Raw genomic sequence first — 25,282 nt, forward strand, 5'->3', positions numbered from 1 at the left:
CATTCAAAAACTACTCACGATATCATTACATGCGCAAGCTGCTCTCTTTATGACAAAAGACGTGGACAAGCTTCTAAAATTAGCTACATCGCATATATATTAGAAGGTACCACGTCTTTTATCCTGCTATTTGTGGGCAGTAAGACCCCACTGATTAAAATTTCACTTTACCATGAGTCTATATTGTATATGTAGACAAGCATTCATTTCAAATTTTCGTATTAAAAAGAAATATGTTTCGGAATTTCCCCTTCAGGTACTTCTCCATCCATACTTAAATAATAATGACGAATCGGACGTAAGTTTTCGTCTAATTCATAAACAAGCGGAATGCTAGTTGGAATATTTAATGAAACTACACCATCACTTGAAAGGTTGTCTAAATATTTTACTAGCGAGCGAATTGTGTTACCGTGTGATGAAATAATTACTTTATTACCACTTTTTAATGTCGGCGCAATTTCTGAATGCCAATAAGCAAGTACTCTCTTCTCCGTATCCTCTAAACATTCAGTTAATGGAAATTCACCTTTTTTGAGTGTTTTATATCTTGGATCGGTCGCTTCATATCGAGGATCGTCTTCAGTAAGAGCCGGTGGTCTTACATCAACACTTCTTCTCCAAATATGAACTTGCTCCTCACCATACTTTTGAGCAGTTTCATCTTTATTCTGCCCTTGCAATGCACCATAATGTCTTTCATTTAGCTTCCAAGATTTATGTATTGGAACCCAAGTAAGATCCATCTCATGAAGTACAATCCATAACGTCCGAATTGCGCGTTTTAATACAGATGTATAAGCCACATCAAAAGTATATCCGTTTTTCTTTAATATTGCTCCTGCTTCTCTCGCTTCACTTAATCCATTCTCTGATAGATCAACATCTGTCCATCCAGTAAAGCGATTTTCAAGATTCCATAAGCTTTGTCCGTGACGAATAAGTACAAGTTTTATCATTATAATTCCCCTTTCGGAAATGTGAATTTTATTGTTCCATTGCGTACACGTATAAAGTATCTAGTAATGTATCTTTTTATCCATTCACTCTATGACCAATCGATAGTTGCCAAATGTATGGATAAAATTTGTTCTTTTTCAAACGATAAAAACAGAAGTTCTTTCATTATTTTTGATCGACTGGTATTTCACGTTTCGATATCCAAGCATCAAAACCTGATCGGCTATTTGCCATTTCATTCATAACTTGGTGCCAATTGTCCTCACATGATTCACCAAATTTTGAAAAAATAGCACCCATTTGTTGTCTTTGTACATCACTCAGTTTTTTCTCTAAATCTGTACCTTTTTCTGTTAAAGACAACTGTTTCACACGTCGATCATGCATAGCTTCATTACTCTCAATTAAGCCCTTTTCCACAAGTTGACGTAGCGGTCCGTGGAGCGCTTGCTTACTTATTTCTAATAGTGATAATAACTCATTTACACTTATCCCTGGAAAACGTGCGATAAAAAATAAAATTCGATGATGTACTCGTTGAATGCCATATTCTTTTATAATTTCATCTGGCTTTTCAGTAAATGTTTTATATGCAAAATAAAATAATGCTAATGCCTCATTCATCTGTTCTTCTTTATGTTGTGTCATCTACTTTCCCCCTGTATGTAAATTATACCACAATCTAGTAATGAATATTTTAATCAACGCATTAGAACTTGTTCAGTCTATTGAAACATTCATTGCATAATTAGGAGATGATTCATTTGAAAAAACAATATACTGTAAGTACATATTTATTGGATAGACTACACGAATTAGGAATTGAACATATATTTGGGGTTCCTGGTGATTATAATCTTGCCTTTTTAGATGATGTGGTAGCACATAAAAATTTAAAGTGGATTGGCAATTGTAATGAATTAAATGCTGCATATGTAGCAGATGGGTACGCTCGCATAAAAGGAATCGCCGCTCTTATTACTACTTTCGGTGTTGGAGAATTAAGCGCTATTAACGGTATTGCTGGCTCATATGCGGAAAACGTGCCAGTTATAAAAATTACAGGTACGCCACCAACAAAAGTAATGGAAAATGGAGCAATCGTCCATCATACGTTAGGAAATGGAAAGTTCGATCACTTTTCCAATATGTATCGAGAAATCACTATAGCACAAACAAATGTAACACCTGAGCATGCTGCTGAGGAAATTGACCGTGTTTTACGTGCATGTTGGAATGAAAAACGCCCTGTTCATATTAATTTGCCGATTGATGTGTATAATAAACCAATTAATAAACCGACAGAACCTATTATAAATAAACCTATTTTAAGTAATAAAGAAGCATTAAATAAAATGCTTCTACATGCCATTTCAAAAATAAATAGTGCCAAAAAACCTGTTATTTTAGCTGATTTTGAAGTAGATCGATTTCACGCTAAAGAAAATTTACATCAATTCGTAGAAAAAACTGGGTTTCCCATCGCGACGTTCAGTATGGGAAAAGGAATATTCCCAGAAAAACACCCTCAATTTATAGGGGTTTATACTGGTGATGTAAGTTCTCCGTACTTGCGAAAAAGAATTGATGAATCTGATTGTATTATTAGTATTGGTGTGAAGTTAACTGATACTATTACAGGCGGCTTCACACAAGGTTTTACAAAAGAACAAGTTATAGAAATCCATCCCTACACTGTGAAAATTATAGATGAAAAATACGGTCCAGTTGTAATGCAGGATGTTTTACAACATTTAAGTGATTCAATTGAGCATCGTAATAAAGATACCCTTGACGTTAAGCCATTTATTTTAGAATCATCACCTTTTACTGAAGAGTTCAATCCAAAAGCACAAATGGTCACACAAAAACGTTTTTGGCAGCAAATGTACCATTTCTTACAAGAAAACGACGTCTTAATTGTAGAGCAAGGAACACCTTTCTTTGGTAGTGCTGCTATCCCTCTACCTAATAACACTGCATATGTAGGACAACCGTTATGGGGATCTATCGGAATATACACTGCCCGCTCTACTTGGTACACAGCTCGCCAATTTATCACGGCGCAACATTTTAATTATTGGTGATGGTTCTTTCCAAGTAACTGCCCAAGAGTTATCAACTATACTACGTCAAAATTTAAAACCGATTATATTTTTAATCAATAACAACGGATACACTGTTGAACGTGCCATTCACGGACAAAACCAACTTTATAATGACATACAGATGTGGGATTACAATAAACTATCAATGATATTTGGATCAGAAGAAAAAAGTCTAACATTTAAAGTAGAAAATGAAGCAGAATTAGCAGAAACCTTAGCAAATATAATTTTTAATAAGAATCAACTTATCTTTATTGAAGTTATAATGAGCCAAAGCGATCAACCTGAATTGTTAGCTAAACTCGGGAAAAGATTCGGTCAGCAAAATTCTTAATATAAAAGCATAACCTAATTATACAACTAGTAGTGTAAAACTTGTTTTGAGAATAGTTTCGACACTCAAAATACATAAGGAAAAGGATGGAAAGTACCATCCTTTTCTATTTTAAGAGCCTTCTTCGACTAACGCCCCGTGCGACAAGCAAAAATTCTTAATCCATCTTTAATTTTATAGCTTTTGTCGCAATAAATGTTTTAATATGCTTATCTAATATCCTTGTTCCACCAAAATCATCCTCATAAAAACCTGTTATAGCAAAACCAGCATCAATTTGGCCTTGGATTTGGTCTTCTAAAGTATGCGCATATTCTATTGTTTGATTTGAATCGATGTAATCTTGAACTTCATCCTCTGGTAAATAATCCAATGTTGATGAAGGAATTGAATGTTTAACATCCAGAATACCTTTTTGCTCTTGGTTATCATCAAAAATCCATAGTAACGGATTTGTAAATCCAGCAATAAGAACACCTTTATTCTTTAAAACCCTAGAAACTTCATTCCATACAAGATGAACATCTTTGACAAACAAATTAGACACAGGATTTACAACAATATCAAAATATTCTTCCTCAAAATCACTAAGGTCTGACATATCTCCTTGTACGGTTTTTAAAGTTAAACCATCCCGTTTTGCTACCTTTTCATCTTGTTCCAATTGCTTCTTAGATATATCAGTAACTGTTACATCTGCTCCAGCAGCAGATAGAACTGGTGCTTGTTGTCCGCCACCTGATGCTAAGCAAAGTATCTTTAATCCATCTAATGACTTTGGAAACCATTCTCTAGGAACTGATTTTTCCGTAGTGACTGTAATCTCCCATTCACCTGATTTGCTTTTCTCAATAATCTCGCTACTTACAGACTGCGTGTATCTAGAACCTTCTTCCACCTTCTTATCCCATGCATTACTGTTTTGTTGTGTAGTATCCATTACAATTATTCCTCCTAACAATCTAGTTGCATTTTAAGTGTAAACTTATTAACTATTTATGCTTTCCTTTTTCTATTAACCCGCCTGATAGTTCATACATAGTTGTCTATATTTATATTAACAGATAAATGCTAATAATCGCTAAAAATTCTAAAAAGACAAAAAATTATACATCTATTCCATTCATTTAAAATAATCGTAGAATTGGTAAGTTTTAAACAACTCACTTCCACATAAAAATAGCATTCCAAATCTGTTGACAGTTGGAACGCTTTTTTATGTTATTTCATTTTTCAAGCTTTTAACTAAATCCATTAAACAAATAAGCTACGCTTTTTCTTTTTTTATTCAGCAAGAGTTAACTGCCAAGATACACCATACTTATCATTTAACCAGCCAAACTTTTTACTAAACGGATAAGAACCTAAAGGCATAAGAATCGCTCCATCCTGCGCTAGTTTATGAAAGACCGTTTCAATTTCTTCTTCTGTCTCACAAGTTACATAAAGAGACATAGCTGGAGTGAATGTAAAATTATGATTTACATAACTATCAATACACATAAACTCTTGGCCATTTAGCGTAAAAGTTGCATGAATTACAGTTCCCTCTTTACCAGGTCCATTTTCATCGTAGCGAGAAATACTTACAATTTCTGATTGATCAAATAGTGACGTATAAAAATTCATTGCTTCCTCAGCTTTGCCCTCAAACATTAAAAATGTAGTAATTTTTTGATTTGCGTTACTCATATGGAGACAGCCCCTTGTTATGTATTTATGTAAAACATACGCCAACAAAACCAAACGTACGTTCCTTTTAATATATTGTCTATAAAAACGATGAGTTTGTCAATTATCTACTTTATTATTTCTTCTTAAATAATGCTGTCCAAAGAAATGATTCTCCAAACATTTCTTTCGGTTGTTTCATTTGTTTCATTCTTCTAATCTCAATTACCTCAAATTCTTTAAATATCTCTCTTAACTTTTCTTCCGAGTATGCAAGACCACCTTGTAGACTCCACCCTCTATATACGTCCCAATCTGTTATTTCCGATCCATTTCGCTCATCTAAATCACCTGCCGCAAAACATGTTAATCCGAAATAACCACCCGATTTTAATGAGTTTTTAATTAAATCCACATAATTTATTCTTCTATGCGGTGGAATGTGATGCAAACAGCCCGAATCGTATACAAAATCAAATTCGTTTTGAACCTCTAAATTAAAAATTGAATCACAAATAAAATGAATTGCTACCTCTTTTGCCAATGCCCTTTCTTTAGCCCAATTAATGCCTTCTACAGATAAATCCACTGCTGTTACATCAAATCCTTGAGTCGCTAAATAAATGGCATTTCTACCTGGACCACATCCAAGTTCTAATACTTTCCCTTTTGAAACTCTCTCTTTTTGTATATACGAAACTAGGTTCTCATCTGGAACATTTTCAAAAAATGGAACATCCTTTTCTCTATTCTCATAAAATTCATTCCAAAATGGTTCTGCAGGTCTTAATAATGAATCAAGCATTTTTAAAATGTCTTCTTGTGTGTGTAACGTTTCATTTTTCATTAATACCCCTCCACAAATTAATAGTCAGAAAATTATTATATATCTTTTTGAACTTTCAAACAAAGAAAAAACTCCTACATTCAATAGGAGTTTTTCCCTTTAAAATCCAAGTATAGCTAACCATTTTAACAACTTCTCTTCTCATACTTTCAAATGATCATGTTCCTATTTACCCATCCGTATTTCACTAACAATTTCTCCGTCTGCCAAAAAAAGAACTCTTTCTGTTTTCACCGCTACCTTTACAACATGAGTCACTTAAGAAGAATACTTTGCTGAAAAATAAAGCCGATTTCGTTAAGGCATATTTTTGCTAACGCCTCTTCTTTCATACATGATATTTCATACAATCATACTTTTCTAATAAAATAACGTTTTTGTTCACTTTTTTGATACATTTACGAAACATTCATGTGTTATCTTCATTAAGTTCTTTTCTTTTTATAATGTCGTGTGAGATATACCAACAGAGGAAGCCCTAGATCCCCTAATCCTAGGGCTTTTTTATAAGAATTTTATACATTTTATTATTTCCACTAACTCTTTAAATTGTATATACATAATATAAAATTTTCATGTTGTTATATTTTTTGATGGCCTCTTATCTTTCCTTAAAAGGCTTTTTTTTCAAATAACGCTTTTGTTTAATTTATATTTAAAAAGTTCCTTTTCATAAAGACTTCCCTTATATGCTATACTCATTCTTAAATAATTGTATAAGGAATGTTAAAAATGGATGATAGATCGTCAAGACAATGGAAATTGCGACAAAAGTTAAGAGCACTGAAAACCAAAAACAACAATGACACAAACCCTTTGTTTAGTGAATGCCTTGAATCCCTAGGAAACGAAACTCTCATTTTCTCCCAAGAAAAAAGCCAGCAGATTGCTACTATTTTAATGAATTCATTTCCTATAACTGTCTCGGGAAGAATAGATTGGGAACAGATAGATAATCAATTCATAGCTTCGAACAAAGAACAACTAATTTCCCTTATTAGAGCAAACCAACTAGATTTTGACGAACAGATTTTTATAATATGGGATAACTATGAAATCCCTGTAGTAAGTACAAATCTTGATAAAGTATTCCAATCACTAGTTGACGTTGATGCAGTCAGTTTTTATTACTGGCTATTAGACAAAGAATATAGATTCGTAATTGAAATAAATGATGAAGAATTGATTAGGATTGGGTTTCGCTAATACTCTAAGCATATGAAGCTAGTTCCCTTCATTTCTTAATATTTTCTTCGTCACCACCGCTATTATTATCATTATGAAACTAATAGCAAATATAGGTAAATAAATTTTCGTACTGAATCCTTCAAACATAAAACCATATACGACTTGCCCAATTGGTGCCATACATTGAGATACCGCTGTTATAAATGCCATCACTTTTCCTAGATTTTCATTTGGTGTTTTCTTTTGGACTACAGTAATCACATAAATGGATACAATTGTCATAATCATTGCGATTAGAAGAGAAGAAAGTATAAAGAGGATAAATGGTGGATAGTATCCTAAATTAAGAATAAACGGTGTAACTGATAGTGCCACTGGCATTACTAATAAAGCTATGATAAGCATCCAATTATATAATGTTTTCATCTGTAACTTTTTAGCAAAGAAACCGATTGACAATGCCCCTAATATGGTTGCAAAATCAATTAATCCCATTCCAATTCCATACATCGTATCGCTACTCTGCATAGTTACTCGTAACATAATAGGTCCTCCAACAACAAATAACGGTGTCAAAATTAAGTTTAGTAAAGTTGCAAGTAACATAGCCTTCAAAATAAAAGGTTGCTTTAAAACATAAAGAAAACCTTTTTTCATATCTTTTACAATTGTCGGTATGATATGGCTTTCTTGCGCTCTTTTTATAAAAGGTATTGTAATAAACATTTCTAAAATTGCAGATAAAAAGAAAGCAAGACAACTTGTTATTACGAGCATTTTCAAACCAATTATGCCATATAATATTCCTCCTAGTACAGGTGCAACTATATTAGATAATGCTTGCACACCATTTATGATACCGTTTGCTTGTTCTAACTTTTTCTCTGGAACTAATTGCGGAATACTTGCCATAACAACTGGTGAGTACATTGCACTAATGACTGCTAGTAAAAACATAATTGCTCCAATCAATAAAATAGATACCGATTCAGTTAATAACAAAACTATAAAACTTAATACAATAGCAGCGTTTATAAAATCCAAAATGACCATTACATTACGGGGGTTGAAACGATCTGCTATCGCTCCGCCAAGAGGAGCTAACAAAAACGGGATACTCGTTATGGCATATAACCCTGCAAATATATCGGCACGTCCTGTTATATCTAGCACATATAAAGACAGTGCAAAACGTAATAGTGTTGAACCTAAAATAGTAATAATTTGACCACTTACCATTAAGTGAAAATCTTTCAAGGAAGATTGAATACTTGCTGGCATCTTCATCACATCCTTCATTTAGTCTAGACCGACTGCCGGTCTATAACACCCAAACAGAAAAAAGCTATTTCTGTTTCATTAAAACCTCGATCATATAATCAAAGGACCCTTCTTTCGCTCCAACAGATACTTCCATCATTTTAATATAAGCCTTAGCTCTTCTCATCATTTCTTCCGGTTTCCACTGGAATAAACCATCATCAAATATGACTTGTGCTGAAGAGAGTAATAATTCAATTGTTTCTTGTGGGTATGGAGTAGAAAATATGCCTTCTTCTATTCCTTGCTCTAAAACTTCCGTTAATACAGGAGATAAATGTATAATGGATTGCACTAAACTTTTCTGATGCATTTCTGCATTATTTGGTTGATGGAATTGTTCAATCATTTTTTCTTTGACATCTCCTGATTTTGGTGATTGTTCCATTAAAATTTTAAATAACTTATCTAAAACGGGGATATCGGGATTGGAGACAATCCTTTTCGCCTTAGTGACATCCTCTTTAATAATCCTCATAATGATTTCATCCATTACTTCCTCCTTCGACTTAAAATAATGATAAAACGTCCCCTTTGCTATACCAATTTCTTTTAAAATATCATTCACGGTTGTTTTCGTATAACCTTTCGTAAGAAACAAACGCTCAGCTGTTTCTAAAATTTCCTTTCTACGCTCCTCATACTCCTTTACAATTCGCATTCAAGTTCTCCTTCCCATCAGACCGACTGTCGGTCTATTAAAATTATATGTTTAGTTTGCAAAAAGTTTCCTATTATCGTACATATACAACACCATACTTTCTATTTCCTTTATAAATTTTTATTTTTTAACGTCCGCTCAATTTGTTTAAAACGTATCTCATGTTTCTTATCGTCACCTTTCATTTTAGGAAAAGAACGATGCCTCCGTTCGATCTATGTACTTATCAATGGAGTATTTTGTTGAGTTCCAATATGTAATATTGCATATTTCGTACTTTTAATTTTTGTATATGTAATAATTTATTTATAAAAATATAAATTATTAATAAGGGTGATTTATATGAGCAAGTTCCGAAAGAAGATTATTAAATATTTGCAAACATTTTGGGGATGCTTAGCATTTGGTGTATTAATGTTTGCTATCTTCTTAATTACGGATTTAACAGATGCATCTTTAAATACATTAGGCTGGAGAGACTGGCTAGGTTCTGTAGCAGGCGCAACCATTTTATCTGTTGGGATGTTTACTTTAAATAAATTGAATTTAAAATAAATATTCGGTCAATACTGAATTTGGGCTGTATGCCAACATTCATTTAAAGTAGTCTTCTCTGTATCTCCTTGTATTGAGCAGTTAGCTTTTGCTAGCCGCTCTTTTATTTTGTTCCGGTTCTTGCCTCTTAAAGAACTCTTTATCTACTTTCCCCCAATAAGTACACATATCTATTCTCCATTGCTACAAAATGAAATCTTTATTTTGTTTTACGCGTCGCTTCTTCAATCAGCCAAGATACAATATTAAAATCATTAGTTTCACCCTTTAAAGATGTTCCGTTCCAAAAGCATTCTTTCATCACTTCAAGTAATTTTTCAACAGCTTCAATTCATCTCATATTAATTTTCCCTTTCTCCCAAATAACTATTTTGTTTTATTAATTAACTGATTAATAAAACAAACACCTTTATTAAACATTCCATGTTTCTTCACCCCTTGAATATTTTTCAAATAAAAATACATACTATTTTCAAGCCGCCGTGTCCATGGCTAATACCTCTTTCTTTTGATGTATATTTTTTTAGAAATCGAAAATAATACCAACAAGCTGTTTGAACTAGCAGCTTCACTCTTCTCGCAATGGGGATGCAAATTATCACAATTAGCTAACTCATTGAACTCACTGGCAGACAACCAAAATCGTTGTCTGCTTTTTGTATGAGATTTTTCGTTTTACATATACTACTTTTGAACCTGCAGACCAATACGAGCCATTTTGGTGCTTGGGATTTCCCTTCCGGGGATAAGTATCTTTTACTTATCCCTTTTTTGTATAGACACGTATATTTAGGGTAAAACTAATTACAAGCAGATTTTCTGTTTATGCGTAGTTCTAAACAAGATTACTTTTTCTCCTATTAAAGGACGGCAGGTACGACTGCTAGTCCTTTTTTCTTATTTCGCATATTATCACTAAATTACCTTCATCGTCGTCGTAAGCAATTTCCCCATAAGGATGGCAGTGGTGCTTCTCGAGTTCCTCATCGATCAAAACTAACAAATTAGTTTTCCAGTTTCCAACGATCGTACACCAATACGAGTTTAATCCTTCATAAACTTCTCTTGTTCTATTTCAATAATTGCGGAATGTATAATGAAAATACTCGCTCGCTTCAATACCTTTTCTTTTAACCAAAGTGTTCTGCTGAATGATAGTAATACCCTTGCACTAATGGTTTTGGACTATAAAATTCCCTTTATAAATTTCAAATGCGGTGAATGAAATTTTGTTTTTTTCTTGCCATCATCCTTGTTGTATACAAACAAAAAAAGAGCCACAATATTTTGCGACTCTTTTACAATTATAACCATTTAACGGCCACGTCTTTGCTGACCTTGCTTTGTACTACCTTTTTTATTACTTGGCTTATTAAATGATCGGTTATTTTCATTTCTAGAACTATTTCTCGAACTATTTCTTGAATCACTTCTTGAGCTATTTCTTGAATCACGTCTTGATTCACTTCTTGAACCTTCGCGGCTATCTCTTTGACGATTTTGACCTGATTTCTTCGGAGCCAGCTTTGGTACCGGTTTTCCATTTTCATCTACACGTTTTATCTTCGGTTGTTCGATTATTTCTCTTTGTATTGGTGCACCAAGCGTTTTTTCAATTTCTTCTAAATGTTTTTCATCTTTCGCTGCAACGAACGTAATTGCAAGACCTGATCCACCTGCACGTCCTGTTCGGCCAATACGGTGAATATAACTTTCTACATCTTCAGGGATGTCAAAGTTAAATACGTGCGTTACACCATCTACATCAAGTCCACGAGCTGCTACATCCGTTGCGATTAAGTACTGAATTTTAGCTTCGCGGAAACTCTTCATAACTCTTTCACGTTTCGCTTGAGGTATATCACCATGAAGTTCAGCACAATTATAACCTAGTCCTTTTAAATTATCATACAGTTTACTTACTCTAAGTTTTGTACGGCAGAAAATAACAGCTAAAAATGGCTGATCACGATCCATAACAAAACGAAGTGCATCTGGCTTTGCACGGTCTGTCGTCTCAATGACACGCTGCTCAATTGTATCAACCGTTACTTCTTCACTTTGTACTTGAATCATTTGCGGTTCATCCATATAACGCTTCGCCAATTTTTTAATATCTTTTGGCATCGTTGCTGAGAATAACATCGTTTGTTTACTACCTGGTGTCTCATCTAAAATATCTTCAATATCATATAAGAAACCAAAATAAAGCATTTGATCCGCTTCATCTAGTACAATCGTTGAAAGATTACTTAAATCAATTGTTTCACGGCGTATATGATCTAATAATCGTCCTGGTGTTGCAACAACAATATGTGTATTACCTTTTAATTTTCTCAATTGTTGTGCTACATCTTGCCCACCATAAATCGCTAGTACATTAATATCTTCTCTTTGAACAAGCATTTTTTTAATTTCAGTTGTAATTTGCAGGGCTAGTTCCCTTGTTGGTGCAACAATTAAAGCCTGAACATCACTAGACTCTGAATCGATTTTTTCTAAAATCGGTAACACGAATGCTAACGTTTTACCCGTACCTGTTTTTGCCTGCCCAATAATATCTTTACCAGACATAATAACAGGAATTGCCTGCTCTTGAATTGGTGTTGCTTCTGTAATTCCATTTTCACGTAATGTATGATTAAAAGTTTCACTAATTCCTAATTCTAAAAAATTTTTCAAATAGACCACTTCTTTTCCTTATTTTTCACATTAGCTTTCATTGTACCATTTGTTTCGCCAAATATGAAAAATAAAAAAATTCTTATCTTCTTTTTTTATATTCATCCTGTACTAGATGAACAAATTCTTTTTGCTTTTTCTCAGATTTTATTAATGCTTCCATATTTATAGAAGTCAAAATATACCTTTTAATTTTTCTATTACTCCAAATTAAACTTGTATACTTCAGATCTTCATGTAGATTTCGAAACCACTCTAATTCACTTAATTTTGCGATATGATGTTTCAATTTCATGTCATTTCGAGGATAAAATAAAATGATATCTGCTATTACATCAAATAACGAACCCATCTTCTCCCCCCTATACTCTTGCTCAAATTATATATATTCTTCTTTACATATATATTTCAATTTTACCGAAATATAATGTTACTGATTTGGTTGAAATCGCAAAATATATGAACTAAAAACCAATCTTTTCGATTTAGGAAAGACCGATTTTCATTAATTTATACAGTAAGCTTTCCTCCATGATAGCAATAATACTGTGTTGCTTTAAAACTTTTAATCCTATTTAAAGACTGTTTCGCTTTTTCTATATCTAAACAAAAATTCGGATTAGCTATTACTAACCCACGATTCTCTTGAACAGCCGCATCTCCCGTAATTACACAATCTAAATTCGGAAAATATAATGAAATATGCCCCGAAGTATGTCCTGGCGTCGCTACTATTTGACATTCATTATTCAAAATCATTTGACCATCATGCACTTTTTCATCGACGGAAATATGTTTTATATTTTTTAACTGTTGTATAAACCATTTACCAAATTCTTTTTCTTCATTTGGCATACGTTCTAACATTTCTTCAGCTTGAACTAACCTCTCTGATTTTATATCACCACTAATATAGTTAGATTCAATTTCACTAGCAATAACATTAATTTGAGGATATTTCACTTTAAAATCGTATAAAGACCCTATATGATCATCATCATAATGAGTAATAATTATATTCTTTAAGTTTTTTATCTCATATCCATGTTTTAATATTGCATTTTCAATTAAAGGTAAAAAACTTGGATATCCTGTATCGACTAACGTTAATTCATTATGTAATATAATTAAACTTGGATAAATACATTGTTTTTGCCCGTTAAATTCGAATTCAATTGGTAGTTCTATTATTTTCATTTTTCTTCCCCCATACCGCCTATTCAATATTTAATAATAACCACTTCGTCCACATACATTTTACTATACATATTAAAAAATTTTTTATCAGTATTTTGTTTTAAGTTTTTTATTAGTTAATTCTATTTTTAAATGTGGATACCAAAGTTATTTTATATCTATTTCTCATATGTGTTAGCAAGTTCGTCTGTAAAATCATAGACAGGGTTTTCACTCTTAACCTAAGCTGTTACTTTTTATAAATGAATTTTACCCTTATTGGACAAGTATCCGTTTCGTAATTTTCATATGTAATAAAAGAGACATCTCCTTAAATTAGAAATGTCTCTTTTAAATTAATAGAACAAATTCAGTTGTATTTCTTTTTTGTGAAAAGTTTTTTCATCAATAAATTATACATTTTCAGTGCTTGTACTACAACTTGTCGAGTATAAAATTGGTATACCACATATAGCATCATTCATTACATCACGAAAAACTTTTGCAGCGACTTCTGTGAAAGTTTGGCATAGATTAGAAATATCATCATTAAAAAACTGAATCACTTTTGCAGCAAAAACCGGAAAAACAACATTCGCTCCACCTGGGAACTGCGGCTGCACAACAACTTGCTCAAAATACAAGTTGCTTTCTAAAGCTACTTGAAAAAGGTGTGCAATTTCAAAAGCATCTAAAGGACAAGGAATTGGGTTTACAATTCCATCCCCAATAACACTAACAACAATAGTTACATTTACATTGCCAAATTGCACTGTAGGTTTAAGAAGTGTAGCTAATGCAATCGCTTTTTCAAAATCCGTAGTTTGTACTAAAATAATAAAATTTCCATCAGTCGGTATTAGCGGACCTACTGTTACAGTTGGATCAGCCCCTACCGAATTTCTGAGTTCGTTAAAATATGTGATCCATGGCGGTGAAAGTTGAGGTTGTACACGCTCGTCCATTCTTTTTCCACCTCCTTATACAATTCTCAATACTATAATATGAAAAAATTCTAATAGCGCATTAGATATATTTATTATTTTTCATAGCATTTTCGTATCAATCTGAGAATTTTGTTTGTTTAGAAAACCTTTTAGAAACATTTAACCATTTATTGTATGTCAATAATATAGTAGTGAAAAATTTACAGGTGAAGGATATAGAAAGAACAAGGTTGCTAGTTCATTAATTGTAAAAATATGACGTTTTAGATGAATAAGCTTTATTTGCAGTAATATACCTTTATTATTATGTACCTTATATTGCAGCGATTCACTAATAAGACGTACAATCCCTATCCTTTTAGAAGTAATTAAAACCTTCGGTGAAATCTTCTTTAGATAGATACCATTTGCAAATTGTTTAATTTAACAAATACTACTTGCATACTATGTAATGAAACACTGTGAATCATTGTATAATCCACATTATATTATTTTGAACAGGTAATCCCCTATTTTTATGGAAATATATAATTAAGAAAAACAATAAAATTGATTAATCTCTCACTTCTTTGTCCATCCTTTTAAAAAATCTATGTTTTTGTAAAAGGAGTGTTTATATGGAGAAACAGACACTTTGGAAAAAGTTCAAAAAAAGCTCTGTAAACCTCGGTAAATCTAGCGTATATGAAAGTATTATTTTATTCTACACAATGAAAAAGAAAGAATTACCTACTAAGGCGAAATTCATAATATTAGCCGCTTTATCTTATTACGTATTAACAATCGATTTCATTCCAGATATAGCTGCTATTATTGGGATTGGCTTATTAGATGATGTTTTAGCAATCGCTGTAGCGCATAAATACGTTATGAGACACGCAGATGCTGAAATTCGAGAAAAGAGCAAAGTAAAGATGGAGTCATTATTTACTTCAGCACAAGCATAATGAAATTATCTAGTCATTTACCTACCTTTTTACTTTCAAATAAAGCTAACTGTAATTAATGATAGTTCCACCTCACTGAATATTACCCTTCACCATGAGAGCATAGCAGAATAAATCCCTAAACAAAAGCATTTCTCTTAGCTCTCAAACCGTAAACAAATCGGGAATCAGCACTTGTTCCTAAGTTCTGACTCCCTTTTATTTGTTCTTATATCTATCTGTTATACAGTTGCATGCATTCCCTTATACAAAACTGCCATTGCCGCTACTATAAGAATCATACCCATAAAAGCAGGTACGGCATGACCAAGTGATACATAGATTTGTCCTCCAATAATCGGACCAATCATTCTTGCTAAAGCTTGAATAGATTGGCTTCCACCTTGAATCCTTCCTTGTTCATTAGAACTGACAGACTTTGAAAGCATCCCGTTGAATGAAGGCCCGAAAATTGAATCCCCAAAACCAAACATTAGCATTCCAACGATAAGTAGTGGAGAGAGTGAAAATACAGCTGATGCTGCAATAAAACTGTATCCTATAATCTCCAAAACCATCCCAAGAATTGCTATTTGTTTATCACTAAGCTTAATTAAAAGCTTTGGCATTATAAAACTTTGTGAAACAATGTCTTGAAAGCCCAAAATTGAAAACATAAGTCCGATTAATGCAGGTTTCCAACTGAAAGTATCCATTGTAAATTGCGTGAAAATTGCTTGTAAAGATCCGTTAGGTATCCAAAGTAAAAACGCTGAGATAAGTAACCATTTTAAATTTTTTATGGAAAGTATATTTGCTAGCTGTGCAAAAGGATTTAACCTTACAAAAGTAATCTCTTTTAACCTGTTATTTTTGTCAAGGCTCTCAGGCATGTATTTCATACCATATAAAACATTTAATAAAGTTATGAACGCTCCAAAGTATAAAGGTACAGAATGACCAAACTTTGCAAGTAAGCCCCCAAGAGTTGGTCCAATAATAGTTCCCGCACCTACAACTGCACTCACCCATCCAAAGTATTTCGTTCTCTGCTCTTTCGGAATGATGTCTGCAAAATATGCGAAGATAGTACTTATGCTCCCACCTGTTATACCTTCTATTATCCGTCCAGCAAATAATACCCATAAAGCTCCTCCTATACCAAAAACTAAGTACCCAATTGCAGAACCAAATAAGCATATTAAAAGTAATGGACGACGGCCATACTTATCGCTTAAAGCCCCGAGTGCTGGAGCAGCTAAAAACACGCAGGCCGCATATACGGAAGTTAGTAGTGTAACAACCAATGCTTGTTCTTCCGGATTGCTTGTATATGGCTGTACTAAGAATGGGACTACAGGCATAATGATACTGAAACCTATACCACAAAGAAATACAGAAATAAGTCCGAATAGTAAAGCATGTTTATCTATGCTTTTTTCAGTTTCCCTTTCATTTTGTGATCTAAATATAGACATTTAACTTCTCTCCTTAAAATGTTTTGTTGCTTTGTCAACAAAATGATAACTCTGTTTTGTTGATTAGTCAACAAAGATAAAATAATAAAAAAGCAGCCTATTCTCATATTAGAGTAAGGCTGCCATTTTATTATTAAAATGTATTACGATTTAATATGTATACCTTGTTTCTTTATTTCTGCATCCAAATGTCTACTATACTTTTCCACAAAGCTAATTATACTGTCGAATTCTTCTTCAGTTACTTGCTCAAATACAGCTTTATCCCGCTCTTGAAACTCTTTGTGCAGATCTTCATGGATTTTATAAATTTCTTTCCCTTGTTCGGTAAGCTTAAAATAAATTTCTTTCTTATTTTCTGACTTTTGGTAACTTTCAACAAGGCCTTTTTGTATGAGCTTCTTAGTCATTCTACTTATAGCACCGCGAGTCACATAAAAAGCCTCTGCGAGTTGCGTCACGTTAGAATCTGCATTGTTTTCAATATATTCAATACAGTGGACTTCAGAAGACTTAAAACCTTTAAGACCTTCTTCCATCTTATCTTTATTAAGCCAAACCAGTTTATTATATAATTCCCTGAAACCGTTCATGACCTGTTCTTCTTTATTCATGATCTGCCCTCCTCACCGCTCATTAGCACATTAAAACTATTATATTAAATTTCTGCTTACATTTCGACAATATTGAAATAATTATTGTAACATTAAAGATATGTGTAAAAATAGGCGCTTAAATAAAATAATTTTTAAACAGCAAATTTTGCAAGTTTATTGCTACTTACAGTAAACAGTAGACAAAAAGTAAGAGCTAAGACTATTTCTCTTAGCTCTTCTTTCATAAAACTATTTCACTTCATTAGCGACAAAAAAGTGCTCACATACACTTGATATGCGCTGTAAGTCTACGTTCCCACCAGATATAACCGCTACTACTTTTTTTCCTTTTATATAGCTATCAACTTTTCCTGCAAGAAGTGCAGCAGTTGCTAATGCACCTGCACCTTCTACAACAGCTTTCCCACGTTGTAATAAATCTTTCATCGCTACTTCCAGCTCTTTTTCTGATACAGTTACAATATCATCTACTAATTCTTTTACAATTTCAAATGTTAATTCACCTGGTATTTTAACTGCGCAACCATCTGCAATAGTAGGCGCCTCATAATGTTCTACGATTGCTCCTTTATCGTAAGATGCCTTCATTCCATGAACATTATCTGCTTGGACACCAATTATATTAATGGATGGATTAAAAGATTTCAATGCTACAGCAATGCCAGAAATAATTCCGCCTCCACCAATTGGTACAATGACAGTATCTACATCCCACATATCATCAAGAATGTCTAATCCTATTGTACCTTGACCAGCCATTACCTCTACATCATCATATGGATGTAAGTATGTTTCACCTGTTTCCCTTATAATTTCTTCACATTTTGCCTTTGCATCATCAAAGGTTTCACCATGTAAAATCACTTCAGATCCATATCCTTTTGTTGCTTCAACTTTCGCCTGCGGTGCAGAAATTGGCATAACAATTTTACTCTTAATACCGAGTAAATGAGCAGATAATGCAACTCCTTGTGCATGATTACCTGCTGAACATGCAATTACACCTCTTTCTTTTTCTTGATCCGTGAGCCGCGACATTTTATTAAATGCGCCACGGAATTTAAAAGAACCCGTTAATTGCATATTTTCTAATTTCAAATGAATTTCTCCGCCCGTTTTACTAGTCAAGTAAAAAGATTTTACTAATGGCGTTTTACGAGCATTTCTATCTAGAATTTTGTGAGCTTTTTTAATATCGTCTATATGTAATGGTAGTTTTCTAGTTATCATACTGACACCTCTTCCAAAGTTCTATTTCTAAGTTTTCGTAAGTCGTAGCTCCTTTATACGAAAAGAGAAAATCTTTATATATGTACCCCACTCTGAAATAAACATATTTGCAAACAATTTAACATCCTCTTCATATCGCGTTCTTTATAATGATTTAAACATGCAATTTGAATCCAATTATTCTTTTGTAAATAAGATGACTCATAATGAACAACGTATCCTTGTAATGCTAATGCATCGCCTACTACTTTAGAAGAATGCTCTTCGCTCAATACAATAGTAAGTATAATTGGTGCGGCGTGTTCTTTAGTTGAAACAAGCTTTAAACCCATATCAGTAATAACTTCTTCAACATAATCGTATGTCTCTTTAATTTTTACAAATGCCTTTTCATCTTCAAATCTCTTCAACGCTTCTTGCAATGCATAAATTAAATTCCATGATTGTGAGTATGGAATGCTTTCATTTTCTTCATACATGCCAATGTCCATATAGGCCGGCACAGCCTCGTTTATTTTTACAATGTGGTTATGAAAAACGAAAGAAATTCCTGTATATGATTTAATCGCTTTACCGCTAACACCACTTGCAAAATACACATCCTTCAAGTCTAATGGTATTGCTCCAATTGAACTTATACAATCTACACATAGTTTCATTTGATTCTCGTTACAAAGAGTATTTAGCTCGTCTAAATCGTTTAACATTCCAGTAGATGTTTCATGATGAACAAACCAAAGCTATTCATAATTTCCAGTTATTATTATTTCTTCTAATTCGTTATAAATAAACGGCTCTCCCATTTCTTTTTTATACGTATCAAAATGTAATTGTGCTCGTTTTGCATGTCCAACTAATCTATTTCCAAATTCTCCATTTGTTAATATTAGTCCTTTCCCTTTTAAAGAACGTAACTGTAAAGCAATCGCATCATTTGCTAACGTCCCTGTTCCTAACATAAGCTGTACATGTTTTGCTTTTGTCATGTGAAGTAACCGTTTTTTCACATTGTCCATTGTCACTTGAAATGACTTAGAGCGATGCGAAATAGGCCGCGTAGAAAATGCCTTTCGAACATTCTCTTCAATATCTACTGGACCAGGTAAAAACGTATATTCTTTCGTCATAATCCCTCCAACACTCGACTCTTCAAACATAGCAGGAGTAACATACATTGGCTGGAAGGCTGCTTCTTCTGTACCAACTAACGTATGAAAAGATTTGAATCCCATTTGCTCATATAAAGGTAGTTCACGTGTTGTTGCAGAAATGAGTGCTAATTCATATCCATTTAGAAGCAAATAACGATGTAGAAAACGAATTAATCCTAACAACGCTCTTCCATTTCTATATTCACGTTCTACTGAAAGTAAACGAATTTCATACACTTTTTCTCCATGCTCTTGCAAATAAATATCTAAATTTGAGATTTTATAATCTAACGAGAATGGTCGTTTTCCCCGCACTGCGACCATACCTACTAATCTATCCTCATCTAAACAAATTAAATATGTATTTTCATCATGAAAGCGATCTATACGAACACGCTCTTTCGTTTCTTCATGTTGCGTAATTTCTTCTACAAATGTTTTATAATTCAATTTATGTATACGTTCAAATTCCCGATCTTGATCAGCAACTTTATAAATTAACCCCATGGCTTATCTCCTTTATGTATTTAATAAAAATTATAAGTGGAGATTTACTCCACTTATTAAAATTTCGTTTCAGTCTCGATTTACATATAAAATAAGCACAATGATAAAAGCACTTAAAATAGTCGTAATAATAGAATAAGAATACAAAATCATGCAAACTGGTAAACAAGCAATTGTAATTAACCCTGGCTTAGTAAACCCTTTAAAAATTAAATAAAATATAATGAAAACAGCAACAAGAGTAAGCGCTATCAAATAATCAAATGCGATTAATCCTCCAATAAATGTTGATATGCCTTTTCCGCCCTTGCCTTTAAATACAATTGGATAAATATGTCCCAGTAAAACAGCTAGTAAAGCTAACATTACAAATGTAGAATCTCCAAAAAGGTATTTTGCAATAGAAACTACGATTGCCCCTTTAATTGCATCACCTAAAAATGTAGCGATGAAATATCCTTTTCCATATACACGCCCCATATTTCTTGCGCCGGGATTCCCACTTCCTTCATCTCGGATATCAACGTTATATCTCCATTTCGTTACTATATAAGCGGTCAATATGTTCCCAAATAAATAAGAAGCGACCAAATACAAAAACTGCATACTATTAATCATATAATCATTCACTTTCTACATGGAAGTACTTATACAATATTCATGAACTATGTATATTGTACTTTTTTATCCACTTCCCTTTATACATTTTAACATCATATATTTACAAATCATACAAAAATTCTCATACGCTATTTTTAAAAATATATATCCCTCATTAAATAATATGTTCCTTTCACTGCCATTTCTGCTTGTGATACGAATGTAATTTCTTTCATACTTTCTTCACAGCATTTCTTAAATACAGCAAATATTTCAGGAACTAAACGCAATATACTGCCACTTACTGCAATTGGCGTTGAGTGCTTAAAGTTCAACTTGTTATAAACATTTACTGTAATCCTTGCCAATTCCTTTCCAGCTTGCATCATAATTTCATGCGCATCATCATTGCCATTTCTCGCTTCCTGAATAACTAATGGCGCGATTGCTGCAACTTTATCTTTTGAAGAACTATAAACTAGTCTTTTTATATGAGACGACGTCAAAAGTTGAAACTCATCTTGAATCCTTAAGCTTAATGGGCAAAGTGCAACTCCTTGATCAAATTGATTCGCCATTCTTTTTAAACCTTGTAATGCAATCCAATATCCGCTTCCTTCATCTCCTAAAATATGTCCCCATCCACCACTATACTCGTACACTTCTCCTTTCTTTCCAAGACAAATTGCACCTGTGCCGCCAATTGTTAAAATTCCATCTTTTCCTTTTAAAACAGCTGCATGTGCAATCATCGCATCATTAAAAACTTCAATTGGTATTCCATACTTCTTCTTTAGACGTAATGTTAATTCATTCGTATTTACTCCACTTACACCCGCTAATCCTAAACAAATACAAACGCAATGCCCATTTAATACACCTTTCTGGCATTGATCAATCACCTCCATAATATGCACAAGAACTTCTTCAAAATCTATTAATATATTTCCAAAACCACTTGTAGCTCTTACAAGTTCATTTCCGTCTTTATCAAATGCAATTGCTTCTGTCTTTGTTCCCCCGCCGTCTACTCCAATCATATATTTCATCTATTCGCCTCATTCATTTCAAATTGGAGGGAATGTTATATTCCCTAAAACTACAGATTCCTTTGCACCTGTTGCGCTCGGCACATTACTCGGATTACGATGATATGTTTCATTTGCTAAAATGGCAAAGGCGATTGCTTCCTTCGCTTCTGAAGAATAGCCTATATCTTCTTGAAGGAATAATGCACATTTTTCTTCTTTCAATCCATGCCGTATCATTTCTACAAGTGTATCATTATAACTTCCGCCACCACCTAGAATTACCTCATCGATTTCATAATACGGCAGAATAAACTCCTTATAATGATAAACAATTGAACTTGCTGTAAACCTTGTGACAGTCGTCAATATATTTTCTTTACTATGCTTTTCAAACCGCTTTAATAACTCACTGACAAATTCTTCTCCAAACTGTTCTCTACCAGTTGATTTCGGTGGATTCATTTTCAAAAATGGATGATTCATACAATATGTCAAAACCTCTTCTACAACTACTCCTTGTTTTGCAATGTTACCATTTTGATCATATGACAACTGAAACAACCTTTGACATACTTCATCCATTACCATATTACCTGGACCTGTATCAAATGCTATAACGCTTTTCTCACTTAGTTGACTTGGTATTACAGTCACATTACCAATCCCGCCGATATTTTGTAGTAGTCTATTTTTAGTTTGGTGACGATATAAAATAATCTCTGAATATGGTACAAGTGGTGCTCCTTGTCCTCCAGCTGCCATGTCCATCGTTCGAAAATTAGAAATAACCGTCGTATTCGTTTCATACGCTATAATTGCCGGTTCTCCAATTTGTAATGTAGAAGGAATCATACCTCCATCTTGCTGTGGCTGATGATAAATCGTTTGTCCGTGAGAACCAATTAAATCTAATTGTCTCAAAGGAAAATTGGCCTCTTTACAAACTTCCTTTACAGCGTTTGCGAAGCGTAAACCGAGTTTAAAATTTAAACTGCATATAAGTTGTACATTTGAATTTTCTATTGATAATGCCTGCTGGATATCATTTTTCATATCATTACAAAATGGCACAGTAGTAAAATGGATGAGTTCAACTTTAGAATCTACACCGCTTCCATCTATATGAACGAGTGCTACATCTATTCCGTCTAACGAAGTACCGGACATTACCCCTGCAACATACATAACATGCATGACCTCCTATTTACTAAAAAACAATCATGTAAGTAACCAACGTACAACCAATCGAAAACAATATAAATCTAAAAAACAACTGAGCTTTCGATGCAAACGATCCATCAATGAAAGAAACAACTACCGTAAGCAAAACGCTTGCCGCAATACTTGTAACGAGCCAAATACTATGCATTTGTGATAAATTTAGCATGCCTAATAAAGGGACAAAAAGTAAATTTGCACAAATCACTCCAAATAGTAATAAAAACACACCTTTATAACTAAATTTTATATTCATTCTATTTCCCCCTTTCTAGTTTTAATGTGAAAGAAGTGATAGACAAAAAGTCTATCACTCAAAATAACAGCATGTAGATTAAGGATTAACCGACTCTCCGTCACCATTCTTTTCGATTTCAAGCATATTTTTGTCGTACATTTTAAAGAATGGTAAATAAATAAGGAACGATATTGTTATATTTATAAAAACTAATACAATCGCACGCCAATCTCCACCTGTTGCTAAATATGCACCAATTGGAGCAGGTAATGTCCATGGCGGCATAATATGCGTTGGTGTTACAAATCCCATTGCGGTTGCAGCATACGCTATAGTAGCTGTTACTAACGGGGTAATGACGAAAGGAATAATTAAAATTGGATTTAATACAATCGGCAAACCGAATATAACCGGTTCATTTATATTAAAAATCCCAGGGACAATACATGTTCTCGATAATGCTTTTGAATATTTGGATCGACCAAATACAATCATAGCTAACACAAGCCCTAACGTTGCACCCGAACCACCAATCCAAATAAACCATTGATAAAACGGTTCTGGTGCAATAAACGGAAAATGACTCGCTCCACTTGCTACAGCTTCACCGTTCTTTCCTAAATACACATCCCAAAGTGGCCTTGCCACAGTACCTACAACTGATACTCCGTGTATCCCGAAAGACCAGAAAAACGTAATTAAAAATACAGGTATAATAACGCCAAAGTAACTATCACCAGCTTTTACTAACGGTGCGGCTAGTTTATCTACAACGTAATGTAAATCAACTTTAAAAACGACTGTAATAAGACTCATCATAATAATAACGAATGCTGCAGGTATAAGTGCTTCAAATGAACGTGATACTGACGGTGGTACTTGTTCTGGCATTTTTATCGTTACGTTATTCTTCTTACAAAACCTTAAAATCTCAACTGATAAAATAGAGACGATCATCGTCACAAATAATCCATGACCTCCAAGATTTGTCATCGGAAGTATGAATCCTTTTTTATCAATTAACTCAGGCGTTAATGTTAAAAGTAGTGAACATACCGCAAGCTGTGCTCCTGATAAAGCATCTAATTTATAACTTTTCGCTAAATTATATCCTATTCCAAATGCTATATATAAGGACATAATAAACATAGTTAAACGATATGGTATCAATATACTTGTTTGATTCTTTAATGCCCAAACCGATATGAAACTATCTTTCGGCAGTGGTGGAAATGCTACTATTAAAAAAAAGCTTCCTACTATAATAAATGGTAACGCCGAAATAACTCCATCACGGATTGCTTGTAGATGCCTCTGCTCAGAAAGCCTTGCCATCGGGCCAGATAAGTTTTTATCAAGAAACGTGACAAACTTATTCATAACGCTTCCTCCTAACTAATTAATTCATTTACAGTTTTTAATAAAGTCGGGCCTCCATGTGGCGTGTATGCTTGCGGTGGAATGATGCCACACGGAATAGATTCCTCCTCTGCAAATTTTTTTACAGAGTCAAATCGGTGTCTTATTTGAGGTGCCACCATTACGACATCCCAACCATTCTTTACTTCTTCCTCTACCTCATTCGTTCCAATTGCATGCACTTCCATGTTCACACCATTTTTCTCCGCTTCTTTTTTTAAAGCGTTTACAACAATTGCACTGGACATTCCTCCAGAACAGACGAACAAAACTTTCATTTATTAATCCTCCTATACTTATAATTTATTACCCTTCAAATGAAAGGAAGTTTCACTTTACTAACAAGCATATGAAGTAGTAAATGAATTTAGTTATAATGAAAGTAAATTTCATTAAAAATATTTTTCCTATTAAATTA

The 25,282-nt window shown here is 33.4% G+C and carries 23 protein-coding genes and 3 pseudogenes; 4 read left to right on the plus strand and 22 right to left on the minus strand.

Annotated elements, in window-relative coordinates; genetic code table 11:
- Nucleotides 1-221 precede the first annotated feature (221 nt).
- Nucleotides 222-959 (minus strand): 2,3-diphosphoglycerate-dependent phosphoglycerate mutase, encoded by a 738-nt coding sequence (gene gpmA, locus B9A45_RS17760; RefSeq protein ID WP_016109979.1) that lies wholly within the window; start codon nt 957-959, stop codon nt 222-224.
- 166 nt (nt 960-1,125) lie between these two features.
- On the minus strand, nt 1,126-1,608 hold the full coding sequence (locus tag B9A45_RS17765) for a MarR family winged helix-turn-helix transcriptional regulator (protein WP_000191888.1): 483 nt from the start codon (nt 1,606-1,608) through the stop codon (nt 1,126-1,128).
- A gap of 107 nt (nt 1,609-1,715) precedes the next feature.
- On the opposite strand from B9A45_RS17765, the pseudogene B9A45_RS17770 reads away from it, so the two are divergent.
- Nucleotides 1,716-3,402, plus strand: a pseudogene (locus B9A45_RS17770) (alpha-keto acid decarboxylase family protein).
- Nucleotides 3,403-3,559: 157 nt separating this feature from the next.
- Here B9A45_RS17770 and B9A45_RS17775 read toward each other — a convergent pair.
- The 4 genes and pseudogenes from B9A45_RS17775 to B9A45_RS17790 all read right to left on the minus strand — a co-directional run.
- Nucleotides 3,560-4,342, minus strand: coding sequence for a class I SAM-dependent methyltransferase (locus B9A45_RS17775; RefSeq protein WP_000381800.1), 783 nt, complete (start codon nt 4,340-4,342; stop codon nt 3,560-3,562).
- Nucleotides 4,343-4,686: 344 nt separating this feature from the next.
- Nucleotides 4,687-5,094, minus strand: a complete 408-nt coding sequence (locus B9A45_RS17780) for a VOC family protein (protein ID WP_000063589.1) — start codon at nt 5,092-5,094, stop codon at nt 4,687-4,689.
- 115 nt (nt 5,095-5,209) lie between these two features.
- Entirely contained in the window at nt 5,210-5,920 is a 711-nt protein-coding gene (locus tag B9A45_RS17785) for a class I SAM-dependent methyltransferase (protein ID WP_000787493.1), read from the minus strand.
- A 141-nt stretch (nt 5,921-6,061) separates the two neighbouring features.
- A pseudogene (locus B9A45_RS17790) lies at nt 6,062-6,178 on the minus strand (ABC transporter ATP-binding protein); the annotation flags it as partial.
- A 474-nt stretch (nt 6,179-6,652) separates the two neighbouring features.
- Between B9A45_RS17790 and B9A45_RS17795 the strand changes: the two are divergent.
- Complete coding sequence (locus B9A45_RS17795; protein WP_000342728.1) at nt 6,653-7,126, plus strand: CDI toxin immunity protein; 474 nt, start codon at nt 6,653-6,655, stop codon at nt 7,124-7,126.
- An 18-nt stretch (nt 7,127-7,144) separates the two neighbouring features.
- On the opposite strand, the gene B9A45_RS17800 is transcribed toward B9A45_RS17795, so the two are convergent.
- Both B9A45_RS17800 and B9A45_RS17805 read right to left on the minus strand, forming a co-directional pair.
- Complete coding sequence (locus tag B9A45_RS17800; protein WP_142263071.1) at nt 7,145-8,389, minus strand: MFS transporter; 1,245 nt, start codon at nt 8,387-8,389, stop codon at nt 7,145-7,147.
- A gap of 64 nt (nt 8,390-8,453) precedes the next feature.
- Nucleotides 8,454-9,089, minus strand: a complete 636-nt coding sequence (locus B9A45_RS17805) for a TetR/AcrR family transcriptional regulator (RefSeq protein WP_001223580.1) — start codon at nt 9,087-9,089, stop codon at nt 8,454-8,456.
- A 342-nt stretch (nt 9,090-9,431) separates the two neighbouring features.
- Between B9A45_RS17805 and B9A45_RS17810 the strand changes: the two genes are divergently transcribed.
- Entirely contained in the window at nt 9,432-9,644 is a 213-nt protein-coding gene (locus tag B9A45_RS17810; protein WP_000033153.1) for a hypothetical protein, read from the plus strand.
- A 1,314-nt stretch (nt 9,645-10,958) separates the two neighbouring features.
- On the opposite strand, the gene B9A45_RS17825 is transcribed toward B9A45_RS17810, so the two are convergent.
- From B9A45_RS17825 to B9A45_RS17840, 4 genes are all read right to left on the minus strand, one after another.
- Entirely contained in the window at nt 10,959-12,335 is a 1,377-nt protein-coding gene (locus B9A45_RS17825; protein ID WP_002101005.1) for a DEAD/DEAH box helicase, read from the minus strand.
- A gap of 73 nt (nt 12,336-12,408) precedes the next feature.
- Nucleotides 12,409-12,678, minus strand: coding sequence for a hypothetical protein (locus tag B9A45_RS17830; protein ID WP_000535034.1), 270 nt, complete (start codon nt 12,676-12,678; stop codon nt 12,409-12,411).
- Nucleotides 12,679-12,836: 158 nt separating this feature from the next.
- Nucleotides 12,837-13,523: an MBL fold metallo-hydrolase gene (locus B9A45_RS17835; RefSeq protein WP_016109972.1), complete on the minus strand. Its 687-nt coding sequence runs from the start codon at nt 13,521-13,523 to the stop codon at nt 12,837-12,839.
- A 392-nt stretch (nt 13,524-13,915) separates the two neighbouring features.
- Complete coding sequence (locus B9A45_RS17840; RefSeq protein WP_000344486.1) at nt 13,916-14,467, minus strand: hypothetical protein; 552 nt, start codon at nt 14,465-14,467, stop codon at nt 13,916-13,918.
- A gap of 599 nt (nt 14,468-15,066) precedes the next feature.
- Between B9A45_RS17840 and B9A45_RS17845 the strand changes: the two genes are divergently transcribed.
- Nucleotides 15,067-15,396 (plus strand): YkvA family protein, encoded by a 330-nt coding sequence (locus B9A45_RS17845; protein WP_000415089.1) that lies wholly within the window; start codon nt 15,067-15,069, stop codon nt 15,394-15,396.
- Between the two features lie 221 nt (nt 15,397-15,617).
- Here the strand turns inward: B9A45_RS17845 and B9A45_RS17850 are convergent, their stop codons facing one another.
- The 10 genes and pseudogenes from B9A45_RS17850 to B9A45_RS17895 form a co-directional block, all read right to left on the minus strand.
- The gene (locus B9A45_RS17850) at nt 15,618-16,853 is read right to left on the minus strand and encodes an MFS transporter (RefSeq protein WP_000021818.1); all 1,236 of its coding nucleotides are present in this window, start codon (nt 16,851-16,853) and stop codon (nt 15,618-15,620) included.
- A gap of 143 nt (nt 16,854-16,996) precedes the next feature.
- The gene (locus tag B9A45_RS17855) at nt 16,997-17,467 is read right to left on the minus strand and encodes a MarR family transcriptional regulator (protein WP_001030900.1); all 471 of its coding nucleotides are present in this window, start codon (nt 17,465-17,467) and stop codon (nt 16,997-16,999) included.
- Between the two features lie 231 nt (nt 17,468-17,698).
- On the minus strand, nt 17,699-18,700 hold the full coding sequence (tdcB, locus tag B9A45_RS17860; protein ID WP_016109969.1) for a bifunctional threonine ammonia-lyase/L-serine ammonia-lyase TdcB: 1,002 nt from the start codon (nt 18,698-18,700) through the stop codon (nt 17,699-17,701).
- A 74-nt stretch (nt 18,701-18,774) separates the two neighbouring features.
- Nucleotides 18,775-20,358, minus strand: a pseudogene (locus B9A45_RS17865) (aminotransferase class V-fold PLP-dependent enzyme).
- Nucleotides 20,359-20,427: 69 nt separating this feature from the next.
- Complete coding sequence (gene plsY, locus B9A45_RS17870; RefSeq protein WP_016109967.1) at nt 20,428-20,976, minus strand: glycerol-3-phosphate 1-O-acyltransferase PlsY; 549 nt, start codon at nt 20,974-20,976, stop codon at nt 20,428-20,430.
- Nucleotides 20,977-21,113: 137 nt separating this feature from the next.
- Nucleotides 21,114-22,007, minus strand: coding sequence for a BadF/BadG/BcrA/BcrD ATPase family protein (locus tag B9A45_RS17875; protein ID WP_084064429.1), 894 nt, complete (start codon nt 22,005-22,007; stop codon nt 21,114-21,116).
- An 18-nt stretch (nt 22,008-22,025) separates the two neighbouring features.
- Nucleotides 22,026-23,174 (minus strand): anhydro-N-acetylmuramic acid kinase AnmK, encoded by a 1,149-nt coding sequence (gene anmK, locus B9A45_RS17880; protein ID WP_016109965.1) that lies wholly within the window; start codon nt 23,172-23,174, stop codon nt 22,026-22,028.
- Between the two features lie 22 nt (nt 23,175-23,196).
- A complete protein-coding gene (locus tag B9A45_RS17885; protein ID WP_001021966.1) occupies nt 23,197-23,463 on the minus strand; it encodes a hypothetical protein in 267 nt (88 codons plus the stop codon).
- Between the two features lie 78 nt (nt 23,464-23,541).
- Nucleotides 23,542-24,825, minus strand: a complete 1,284-nt coding sequence (locus B9A45_RS17890; protein ID WP_016109964.1) for a PTS sugar transporter subunit IIC — start codon at nt 24,823-24,825, stop codon at nt 23,542-23,544.
- A gap of 11 nt (nt 24,826-24,836) precedes the next feature.
- Nucleotides 24,837-25,142 (minus strand): PTS sugar transporter subunit IIB, encoded by a 306-nt coding sequence (locus B9A45_RS17895; protein WP_084064432.1) that lies wholly within the window; start codon nt 25,140-25,142, stop codon nt 24,837-24,839.
- Nucleotides 25,143-25,282: the final 140 nt, after the last annotated feature.

Source organism: Bacillus sp. JKS001846 (assembly GCF_900176455.1).
In the GTDB taxonomy this organism is placed as follows: Bacteria; Bacillota; Bacilli; order Bacillales; family Bacillaceae_G; genus Bacillus_A; species Bacillus_A cereus.

Excerpts from the sequence above, each read along its gene's own strand:
- gpmA (WP_016109979.1), bottom strand. The coding sequence starts at position 959 with ATGATAAAACTTGTACTTATTCGTCACGGACAAAGCTTATGGAATCTT.
- B9A45_RS17765 (WP_000191888.1), bottom strand. The coding sequence starts at position 1,608 with ATGACACAACATAAAGAAGAACAGATGAATGAGGCATTAGCATTATTT.
- B9A45_RS17775 (WP_000381800.1), bottom strand. The coding sequence starts at position 4,342 with ATGGATACTACACAACAAAACAGTAATGCATGGGATAAGAAGGTGGAA.
- B9A45_RS17780 (WP_000063589.1), bottom strand. The coding sequence starts at position 5,094 with ATGAGTAACGCAAATCAAAAAATTACTACATTTTTAATGTTTGAGGGC.
- B9A45_RS17785 (WP_000787493.1), bottom strand. The coding sequence starts at position 5,920 with ATGAAAAATGAAACGTTACACACACAAGAAGACATTTTAAAAATGCTT.
- B9A45_RS17795 (WP_000342728.1), top strand. The coding sequence starts at position 6,653 with ATGGATGATAGATCGTCAAGACAATGGAAATTGCGACAAAAGTTAAGA.
- B9A45_RS17800 (WP_142263071.1), bottom strand. The coding sequence starts at position 8,389 with ATGCCAGCAAGTATTCAATCTTCCTTGAAAGATTTTCACTTAATGGTA.
- B9A45_RS17805 (WP_001223580.1), bottom strand. The coding sequence starts at position 9,089 with ATGCGAATTGTAAAGGAGTATGAGGAGCGTAGAAAGGAAATTTTAGAA.
- B9A45_RS17810 (WP_000033153.1), top strand. The coding sequence starts at position 9,432 with ATGAGCAAGTTCCGAAAGAAGATTATTAAATATTTGCAAACATTTTGG.
- B9A45_RS17830 (WP_000535034.1), bottom strand. The coding sequence starts at position 12,678 with ATGGGTTCGTTATTTGATGTAATAGCAGATATCATTTTATTTTATCCT.
- B9A45_RS17835 (WP_016109972.1), bottom strand. The coding sequence starts at position 13,523 with ATGAAAATAATAGAACTACCAATTGAATTCGAATTTAACGGGCAAAAA.
- B9A45_RS17840 (WP_000344486.1), bottom strand. The coding sequence starts at position 14,467 with ATGGACGAGCGTGTACAACCTCAACTTTCACCGCCATGGATCACATAT.
- B9A45_RS17845 (WP_000415089.1), top strand. The coding sequence starts at position 15,067 with ATGGAGAAACAGACACTTTGGAAAAAGTTCAAAAAAAGCTCTGTAAAC.
- B9A45_RS17850 (WP_000021818.1), bottom strand. The coding sequence starts at position 16,853 with ATGTCTATATTTAGATCACAAAATGAAAGGGAAACTGAAAAAAGCATA.
- B9A45_RS17855 (WP_001030900.1), bottom strand. The coding sequence starts at position 17,467 with ATGAATAAAGAAGAACAGGTCATGAACGGTTTCAGGGAATTATATAAT.
- tdcB (WP_016109969.1), bottom strand. The coding sequence starts at position 18,700 with ATGATAACTAGAAAACTACCATTACATATAGACGATATTAAAAAAGCT.
- plsY (WP_016109967.1), bottom strand. The coding sequence starts at position 20,976 with ATGATTAATAGTATGCAGTTTTTGTATTTGGTCGCTTCTTATTTATTT.
- B9A45_RS17875 (WP_084064429.1), bottom strand. The coding sequence starts at position 22,007 with ATGAAATATATGATTGGAGTAGACGGCGGGGGAACAAAGACAGAAGCA.
- anmK (WP_016109965.1), bottom strand. The coding sequence starts at position 23,174 with ATGTATGTTGCAGGGGTAATGTCCGGTACTTCGTTAGACGGAATAGAT.
- B9A45_RS17885 (WP_001021966.1), bottom strand. The coding sequence starts at position 23,463 with ATGAATATAAAATTTAGTTATAAAGGTGTGTTTTTATTACTATTTGGA.
- B9A45_RS17890 (WP_016109964.1), bottom strand. The coding sequence starts at position 24,825 with ATGAATAAGTTTGTCACGTTTCTTGATAAAAACTTATCTGGCCCGATG.
- B9A45_RS17895 (WP_084064432.1), bottom strand. The coding sequence starts at position 25,142 with ATGAAAGTTTTGTTCGTCTGTTCTGGAGGAATGTCCAGTGCAATTGTT.